The organism is Psychrobacter sp. (assembly GCF_018260395.1).
Classification (GTDB): domain Bacteria; phylum Pseudomonadota; class Gammaproteobacteria; order Pseudomonadales; family Moraxellaceae; genus Psychrobacter.
Window position 1 is genome coordinate 1 of the sequence record NZ_JAGLBC010000123.1, and the last position, 7,272, is coordinate 7,272.

Here is a 7,272-nt window from a genome sequence, read left to right on the forward strand (position 1 = left end):
ATTATATGTTTGCTGGTGCATCATCGTTTAATCAAGACTTATCACAATGGTGCGTAGCTAATATAGCATCTAAACCAAATAATTTTGACAACGATGCTACCGCATGGACTAAACCTAAGCCAGTTTGGGGAACGTGTCCTCGTGGTGAAAATACCCATTAGGAACACCCCTAATTAATCATTCAAGCTAATTCTATACTATGCCTATACCCATTACAGTATAGGCATTTTTTATGACCACTCAATTATATTTAAACGTGCTACCCACTTCCATTACAGTGACCACCAGTAAGGTATTTAGCGCGCTGGCAAGCGTTGAATTTGTCACGGAATACGCTTTTGATAATAACGTTGTTGTCAAATTACAAGTGACCGATGATAAATCGCCGACACAGCCAAATGACCCTTTAAACAATCTAATCTTTGATATCACGTTTGCTGATAAGATTGATGATAGTGTTATCACGCGCTTACAAGGCCGTTTATACACTGGCGGCGGCGCTGACGAGCTTGAAATCAATTATCCAAATGATTTTGGTTATATCACTGAAAAACTAGACTTTCACGGCGCATTAAACGGCGACAATGATTTTTTTGAAACCATTGAAACCACTTACAACCCAGCACAAGCCACTGATATTATCAATGCTTTAAAAGCGGTTAATGCTTATAAGAATCAAGGCACCTATCGTAAAGCGGAAGCCGTGGTAAACGTGCCAGCGACAAGCGTTGTCGATAGCACACCAGAACAGATCACGCGCAGCCTGGTAGATATGCGAGATCGTCCTCGTTATCTTGTCGTATGTGAAGCCAGTAACGTGCCGGTGATTGAAGCTGTCGCTAAAGTTATGAGCAAGCTTAACTGTCATGTACTGTTAGATATTGGCAAGATTAATGATTGGGCCTCAGCCGCCGCGCTTGCAGAATCAATCAACGTTAAAGACCATCGATTATGGTTATTTTGGAATCCGAACGTATCACGCCCAGCCAATAGCTCAAGTGTATTAGCACGTAAAAAATGGCGCCCTTGCGTTGGTGATTATCTAGGACAGTTATTGATTCGCAATGCGAGTACCAATTCATCCGGCATACCGCCGGTAAATAGACCGATTGCCGGCTATGATTTTCCATTAAGCTTTAGAAATATGGAAGCACTGCCTGGTGTAAGTCTTGATGAAGAAGCCCAAAATGCACTAGCCGCCGCTGGCGTAAACGTGGTTTTAAATGAGCGCTTTGATGCCGGTGATCGCTGGATTTACGGTGATGCCTTAACGCAATACGATAGTAAGACAAGCGCTTTACGTCTAATTAACGCCGCCGAAATCACTACTTATGTCGATAATGCCGTAGTTAGCATTGCTAAAAAGCATTTATTAAAGGGTATGAGTAGCTATGTTGATGATGCAGATGCAGAAATTCGCCGCTTTTTAAATGCGACAAGCTCAGCCGGTTTACTGCAACCAGTCGCAGAGCTTGCTGGCAAGTTTTACGGCCTTGATATCACCCCAAGAGCCGACAATCCATTTGAGAAAGTGGATATTAAACTTATCAAGCGCCCTGAAGGATGCGCGCGTCAAGTTTACTTTGAAACCACAATCACTAAATAATTACTTTTAACTTCGTAAAAACATAAGGACACGAAAATGTTAACACCTGATTATATTATTAACCGTAATTTAGAGCGTCGATTTGAGCGCGAACAGTATCAATTTGACTCAGCCCAAGATGCCAAAAAAGCAGCTGAAGGCATTGAATTTGATTTAATCGATGAACGCCAAGCCACACATGCGACGACACAGATGCGATTGGCCGCGCTGCAAATCGTTTTAATGATGGCTGGCATTGTCAATGAAGTAGACTTTGCAGATCAAGATTTATTGCCAAGTGAATTACTTGATAGCCTTATCTTAGAGTCATTCAATGAGGATCCAGATGATGACGATGATGAAATTGATTCAACTGTTAAATCAATTTTAGCGGCCCATATCTCAGATGCGTTATCATCACTAGGCGTTGACGATGATATGATCTCAGATATTTTTGATGGTGATACTGAAATTGCCGACCCAGCTATCGAAGCGGCTTCTGAAATTGTTTTAGAAAACATGCCAGCCGATAGCGATTTGGATAACTTCATTGCAACCTTCGCGTATGGTGATGATGAAATGCTAGAGACACCAGAAGAAGAAGCATTGGAAGATGAAGGTATGTACGATGCAGCTAGAAAGCCATTAAGCGTTGGTAAAACGACCAAACGTAAAGTAGGCAATAGTAACGTTGTTTATAAGGCCGTTAAAGCGGTTCGTAATGGCAAGCTTACTGTTGTAAATAAACGCATTGCTGGTAAGGTACGCCTAAGTCCAGCGCAAAAATCAGCTTTAAAGAAAGCGCGTAAGAAATCAACCACAGGTACCGCTGTTAAAAAACGTATGCTGTCATTTGCTAAAGGTTTAAAGCGCGGTATTTATAATATAGACCCAGTAAAAGCTAAAAATATGAGTCGTGGTTTAAAAGCAGGTCATTACCGCCGTAGCACTGGCGTATAGTGGAACACCCTTATATATAAAGCATGAGTTAAGAGATAATAACCCCATCATTAAAACGTTGGGGTTATTTTTTTATGAAACTATCAGAGATAAACGAAAATACGCCGCTTGTTAAAGACTTTACACAGCGGTTATCTAAAAGTACTAAGCAGCAAATTGTTGTAACAGAGGTGATGAAAGTAGCTCGCGTATCAGGTGCCAGTGCCAGGCCAGTGCTTATCGCTTTAGAGGGCGGCCAATCGGTCAAAATCTACTTGCGTGAATCAGACAGCGCAACCAAAGGCGGCGGCATTGATTTATTCCGTGTCGATATCAACGGCAAAACACAACCGACAACCGGTGACTTTGACAACACGTACAAGCCAGCCTTTAACGCCTCAGTTGATGAAATAGCGTCAATAGTAACCAGAGGGCAAGCGGCCTTCAGTAATAAGCAAGCTAAGACAGTGGTAATGAAAACCAAGTCTAGCCGCGCGCCACAAAACAAGGCCCAAATACTATCAGCACTGAATGAGACAAGCACTCAGCTAGATACAGAGATTACAACCAAAACACAGATAAAAACCGATCTTGAAACCAAGCTTGAGCAAGTGCTAAAGCAGAACGCGGCTTAATAAGGGATAGGGTATGAGAAACGCTTATATAATAGACTTCTTTTTGTCCGGCATGTTATTTGTCATGATATTTTATGCCTATGTTGATATTTTAAGCCGGTTAAATCTCTTTAAAGCAGTTATTGATCCTCACACCCTATCAATTGCCATCGGTGAATATTTAAAGCGATCAGTTGTATTTAGTGGCCCACTTATTGTCTTTTTGTTGTTTTTATTATGGCGCTTTTATCATGCCATTATCACAGCTCAGGCGTGGGGATATGGCGCCGCTGGCTTATTGGCTATTTTAGGGTTTATAGGTATAGCATTTACCTGGCTTGATGTGCTATTGGCTTGTATTTCTCATTCTAAGTTTATTGACGCGTCCAAGATGCCAATGCAGGCTAAAGGCCGTAAACAATCGTTATTGGCTTCTATTCCGATAGACACCCCTTTATCAGAGGTAGGTATTAAGTGATAACCGCGGAAAATATAAAAGCAATGATTCATCATTGGCTGAATACGCCACCTAATGGGTACTTCTCGCAAAGTTACGGCGCAGATGCGAAAGCACTGCTATTAAAAGAATTATCCGCAGAGGTAGCCGATAGTTTTATCGATAAATTAAGACTAGATATACCACTTATTGGTAGATTAAATGACAATCAGCTTAGCATATCAACACAGCCGGTAGGATTTGATCAGCTTAATGTTTTTTTATCCATTGGTGATATAGATATCCGATTAAACGACAACCCTATAACCGATATTGAGCAGGATTATTACAATGTCAGTGCAAAGTAATGTAATACGCCAAAAAATGCTATCTAGTATTGATAGCAACCTCAATGATTATCCGGATATTGCAGAGCGCTGGCGCGCCGGCGACCCTACTGTAAGAGCCATGCTCATATCAGCAGTAGAGACGGTGTTATGGTTGATTCGTGACAATAGCGTCAATATTGTCGAGCCGTTTATCAAGTCAAAAGAAAGTACAATTATTGCCGATGCTATCAATAAAGGGATTTTACCAGTAGCAACCCCTTGTCAGCATTTAATCACGATTGAAAATAAAGGTACCGACCAGGTTAATTTAAGCCAGGGCCGTTTAATCGAGGATGGTACTGGCAGGCAGTGGCGGCTTATGACGTCAATCACGATTGAGCCTGGTGATACAAAAAAAGTGCTAACCGAGCAAAGTGTTATTATTCATAACGACACCACCATACCAGTTACCGAGTCTTTTTTTAGAATTAATGTGGCGACAAGTGATGACGCCTATTTTGCTGGCTTACGCGTGGTAAATACCACTCAAAACCAAGTTTACGATTACACCCCAAAGTTTATGAACGCTGCATTAGGCCAGGCTGTTTACAACCTTCAAACTGATGACCTTCAAAATATAAGCGTGATTTTTGGGGATTCAGACCGCGCCGGCCTAACCGCGCAAGCCGGCGATAGCTTCACGATATCTATTACGCAGTGTTATGGTGAGGTTGATGTGTCAACGCTTGGGGCGGCTGCATTAAGCGAGATTTACGCGTCTAATGAAAGCAAGTTGAATATGTACTTTAAAGCTGGCGATATGGTACGTGCCGGCGCTGATCCGTTATCCGTTGCACAGATGCGCTTACTGGCAAGCTTCCCATCAATGTACGACCAAAACGCCGTATTTATGGGTAATTTTGATTTTTTAATTCGTAAACATTTTATGCAGCGCTTTAGTTATATGGCCGTATGGAATGAGGCGATTAATGAGAAAAACTATGGCCCATCACTTGATGCTATCAATCACTTGTTTTTAACCGTATCAGCCAAAACACAGTCAGAGCAAGCGCTATTGATTGATGATATTAAAAAACTGATTGCCAAAGCCGATAGCCTACTAACAGATAGAGTTTATGTGATACCAGTGGTGGAAAGACCTTATAAAATCACCATATCAGGCCGATTAGCTTCAGTGCATGATATGGATTCAGTGAAAACACAGATTAAAGAATTACTGCTACAAAATTTTGGCAAGCACACATTGGCAGCAAGCTACCCTAATCCAGATGGTTTCAATAAGCAGGAAATATCTATCAAGATAAGAAATGATATTATCGCTTTTCAAGATAGGATTAGTGATTTCTCAGTGATCACCGAAAATACAAATGATAATTCCATTAAGCCGCATGAATGGGCCTATATTACTGAAGATAGCATCACTATTGAATTTACGAGAACAGCCGATACTGGCACCTCGATTTGGACGTTGTAATCCATGAATAAGCTTACCGCATTAGAGTTTATTAATCCCTTAGCTAAAAGCCATCAAGCGGATGATTTAGAGGCAGCCACAGTGAGTCTAATCGCTAAATTGATTCATGAGTTTAGCTTAGATGAACTTAACGATATGCACAATTACGGCATACCCTGGCAAGGCGGCAGAACAGTCTTAGAGCGCTTTAGTAAACTAAATGGCCTGGTGATATTGCGTCAAGATGAAGATGGTTTATCAGATGATATTATGGCGATGATATTAGCTAATTGGCAGTCGATGGCAAGTGAACGCGGCCTTGCTTTTTTGCAGTTTGTACTTGATATGCTATTCCCTAGAAAAAACAGAATATTAAGGTTATGGCACTCTAAAGCGCTTGTTGATACTTACCCTAAAAATGTCACTGAGAGGCAGTTACCAGGCACGTTTTTAACCAGCCGCGTTCGTATTGCATTAACCTTAGATTCAAGTAATAGTGATATCACTGAGATAGCGCCAATCCTTCAAAAATTGGTACCCTGGCATATCGTACCTGAAATTGCTGTTTCAATAGAATTTAAAGATATTAATTTAGGTGCAGCGATGGTAGGTATGCCATATCATGTAGCCTACCTATCCCCTTACTAATGGAACACCCCTAAAGACTAAGTCCTACTATCCATCAAAATAACCCTAACATTTATTGATTAGGGTTATTTTTTATGAAAAGCAATTCACCTACCTTACAAGCTTATTCACAAATGCACGAGCTAGCCAAATCATTAGGCGCAGCCATGCTTGCATGTAACGCTGTTTGTAAGCCAGAAGGTTATGAAAACCTTTATATTTTAATTCAAAACTTCCAGCGTCCTATGATTACCAATCATGATACCGCAGACGTTGATTATGCATATGGCCTACAAAGCCATGTGACCGCGCCGCCTAAAACCAACTTTGAGAGCCAATGGACAATGATTGAAACCGAATCAGGTACCATTGCTAAATTTGCTGAAGATATCGTCAACAAACACAAAGGTGAGATTCCATTGGTTCGTATTTATGATGGATTCGCCTCAGATGGGAATACCATCAAAGGCAAACATGAGTACCTACTCAAAGATTGTGCGATTACCTTCCCAGACGGTGGCGGCGAGATTGATTCAGCAAGCCGCAGTCAGATTTTACAAATTCAGGTCACTTGTCGTTATAACTATTTTGGCCAGACTGGTGAGATTGGGGCTGGCAAGAATGATGTTTATGCAAATACATTAATGAGCGCTTTAAATGCGTTTGGCAGTTATTCACCAATTAGCAGCAGCGGCGGCGTGTCTATTTTTGGTTAAGGTTAAACAATGGCGATCAGACAAGATAATTATTTGGAGGGCGATATCAATGATATCGCAAGCCATTTATACGACGAGTTATTAACAACAGGTTATTCGCTGTTAGATACCGATGTTTTATCAATTGTCATTGACGTATGCCGTGATTATATTGCGTGGGCCGGTTTTTTACATGCGTTTACCTTAGATGATACTGAAGATAATTTACCGCTTTTGATCGATGGATCCACTCAACTTTATAATCACGAGTGGTCAATTATGCGACCAGTGGTAAAGGCTCGATGTGATTTAATGCAAGCAAAACGTATGGAAGGCGCCCAAAATCTTGGAGTACAGCCGGTAGGCATAACATCCTCAGAGGCCGAGCAAAACTATCGTGATGCAATGGTGTTAATGAAGCTAGAAGCATTTAATACACATCCTTTTAGTGTTGACTTTATAGCGCCATCATCCAATCAAGCCAGCCCACAATCTAGTATTGAGTTTAATTATACAACGGGTAGATGGCCGTGAATTTAACGTTATCCGATGGTTATGGTATTGATGGTCAAG

The 7,272-nt window shown here is 41.1% G+C and carries 10 protein-coding genes; all 10 read left to right on the plus strand.

Going from position 1 to position 7,272, the window contains the following annotated elements:
• The first annotated feature begins 5 nt into the window (after window positions 1-5).
• The 10 genes from QZ265_RS10955 (at window position 6) to QZ265_RS08860 (ending at window position 7,233) form a co-directional block, all read left to right on the plus strand.
• Complete coding sequence (locus QZ265_RS10955; RefSeq protein ID WP_366513687.1) at window positions 6-161, plus strand: BspA family leucine-rich repeat surface protein; 156 nt, start codon at window positions 6-8, stop codon at window positions 159-161.
• 71 nt (window positions 162-232) lie between these two features.
• Window positions 233-1,606, plus strand: coding sequence for a hypothetical protein (locus tag QZ265_RS08820; RefSeq protein ID WP_296405405.1), 1,374 nt, complete (start codon window positions 233-235; stop codon window positions 1,604-1,606).
• Between the two features lie 36 nt (window positions 1,607-1,642).
• Window positions 1,643-2,545 (plus strand): hypothetical protein, encoded by a 903-nt coding sequence (locus tag QZ265_RS08825; protein ID WP_296405408.1) that lies wholly within the window; start codon window positions 1,643-1,645, stop codon window positions 2,543-2,545.
• A gap of 74 nt (window positions 2,546-2,619) precedes the next feature.
• Window positions 2,620-3,159 (plus strand): hypothetical protein, encoded by a 540-nt coding sequence (locus QZ265_RS08830; protein WP_296405409.1) that lies wholly within the window; start codon window positions 2,620-2,622, stop codon window positions 3,157-3,159.
• A 13-nt stretch (window positions 3,160-3,172) separates the two neighbouring features.
• Window positions 3,173-3,616: a hypothetical protein gene (locus QZ265_RS08835; protein WP_296405411.1), complete on the plus strand. Its 444-nt coding sequence runs from the start codon at window positions 3,173-3,175 to the stop codon at window positions 3,614-3,616.
• Window positions 3,613-3,942: a hypothetical protein gene (locus QZ265_RS08840; RefSeq protein ID WP_296405413.1), complete on the plus strand. Its 330-nt coding sequence runs from the start codon at window positions 3,613-3,615 to the stop codon at window positions 3,940-3,942. The genes QZ265_RS08835 and QZ265_RS08840 overlap by 4 nt, the downstream gene beginning before the upstream one ends.
• Window positions 3,926-5,398, plus strand: a complete 1,473-nt coding sequence (locus QZ265_RS08845) for a hypothetical protein (protein ID WP_296405414.1) — start codon at window positions 3,926-3,928, stop codon at window positions 5,396-5,398. Before QZ265_RS08840 ends, QZ265_RS08845 begins: the two co-directional genes overlap by 17 nt.
• 3 nt (window positions 5,399-5,401) lie before the next feature.
• Window positions 5,402-6,025 carry a hypothetical protein gene (locus QZ265_RS08850; protein WP_296405416.1) on the plus strand — a complete coding sequence of 208 codons (624 nt, stop codon included), beginning with the start codon at window positions 5,402-5,404 and terminating at the stop codon, window positions 6,023-6,025.
• A 74-nt stretch (window positions 6,026-6,099) separates the two neighbouring features.
• Complete coding sequence (locus tag QZ265_RS08855; RefSeq protein WP_296405418.1) at window positions 6,100-6,720, plus strand: hypothetical protein; 621 nt, start codon at window positions 6,100-6,102, stop codon at window positions 6,718-6,720.
• Window positions 6,721-6,729: 9 nt separating this feature from the next.
• Window positions 6,730-7,233, plus strand: a complete 504-nt coding sequence (locus QZ265_RS08860) for a hypothetical protein (RefSeq protein WP_296405420.1) — start codon at window positions 6,730-6,732, stop codon at window positions 7,231-7,233.
• Window positions 7,234-7,272: the final 39 nt, after the last annotated feature.

Coding starts and splice junctions, on each gene's coding strand:
- QZ265_RS08825 (WP_296405408.1), top strand. CDS start 1,643: ATGTTAACACCTGATTATATTATTAACCGTAATTTAGAGCGTCGATTT.
- QZ265_RS08820 (WP_296405405.1), top strand. CDS start 233: ATGACCACTCAATTATATTTAAACGTGCTACCCACTTCCATTACAGTG.
- QZ265_RS08845 (WP_296405414.1), top strand. CDS start 3,926: ATGTCAGTGCAAAGTAATGTAATACGCCAAAAAATGCTATCTAGTATT.
- QZ265_RS08830 (WP_296405409.1), top strand. CDS start 2,620: ATGAAACTATCAGAGATAAACGAAAATACGCCGCTTGTTAAAGACTTT.
- QZ265_RS08860 (WP_296405420.1), top strand. CDS start 6,730: ATGGCGATCAGACAAGATAATTATTTGGAGGGCGATATCAATGATATC.
- QZ265_RS10955 (WP_366513687.1), top strand. CDS start 6: ATGTTTGCTGGTGCATCATCGTTTAATCAAGACTTATCACAATGGTGC.
- QZ265_RS08850 (WP_296405416.1), top strand. CDS start 5,402: ATGAATAAGCTTACCGCATTAGAGTTTATTAATCCCTTAGCTAAAAGC.
- QZ265_RS08835 (WP_296405411.1), top strand. CDS start 3,173: ATGAGAAACGCTTATATAATAGACTTCTTTTTGTCCGGCATGTTATTT.
- QZ265_RS08855 (WP_296405418.1), top strand. CDS start 6,100: ATGAAAAGCAATTCACCTACCTTACAAGCTTATTCACAAATGCACGAG.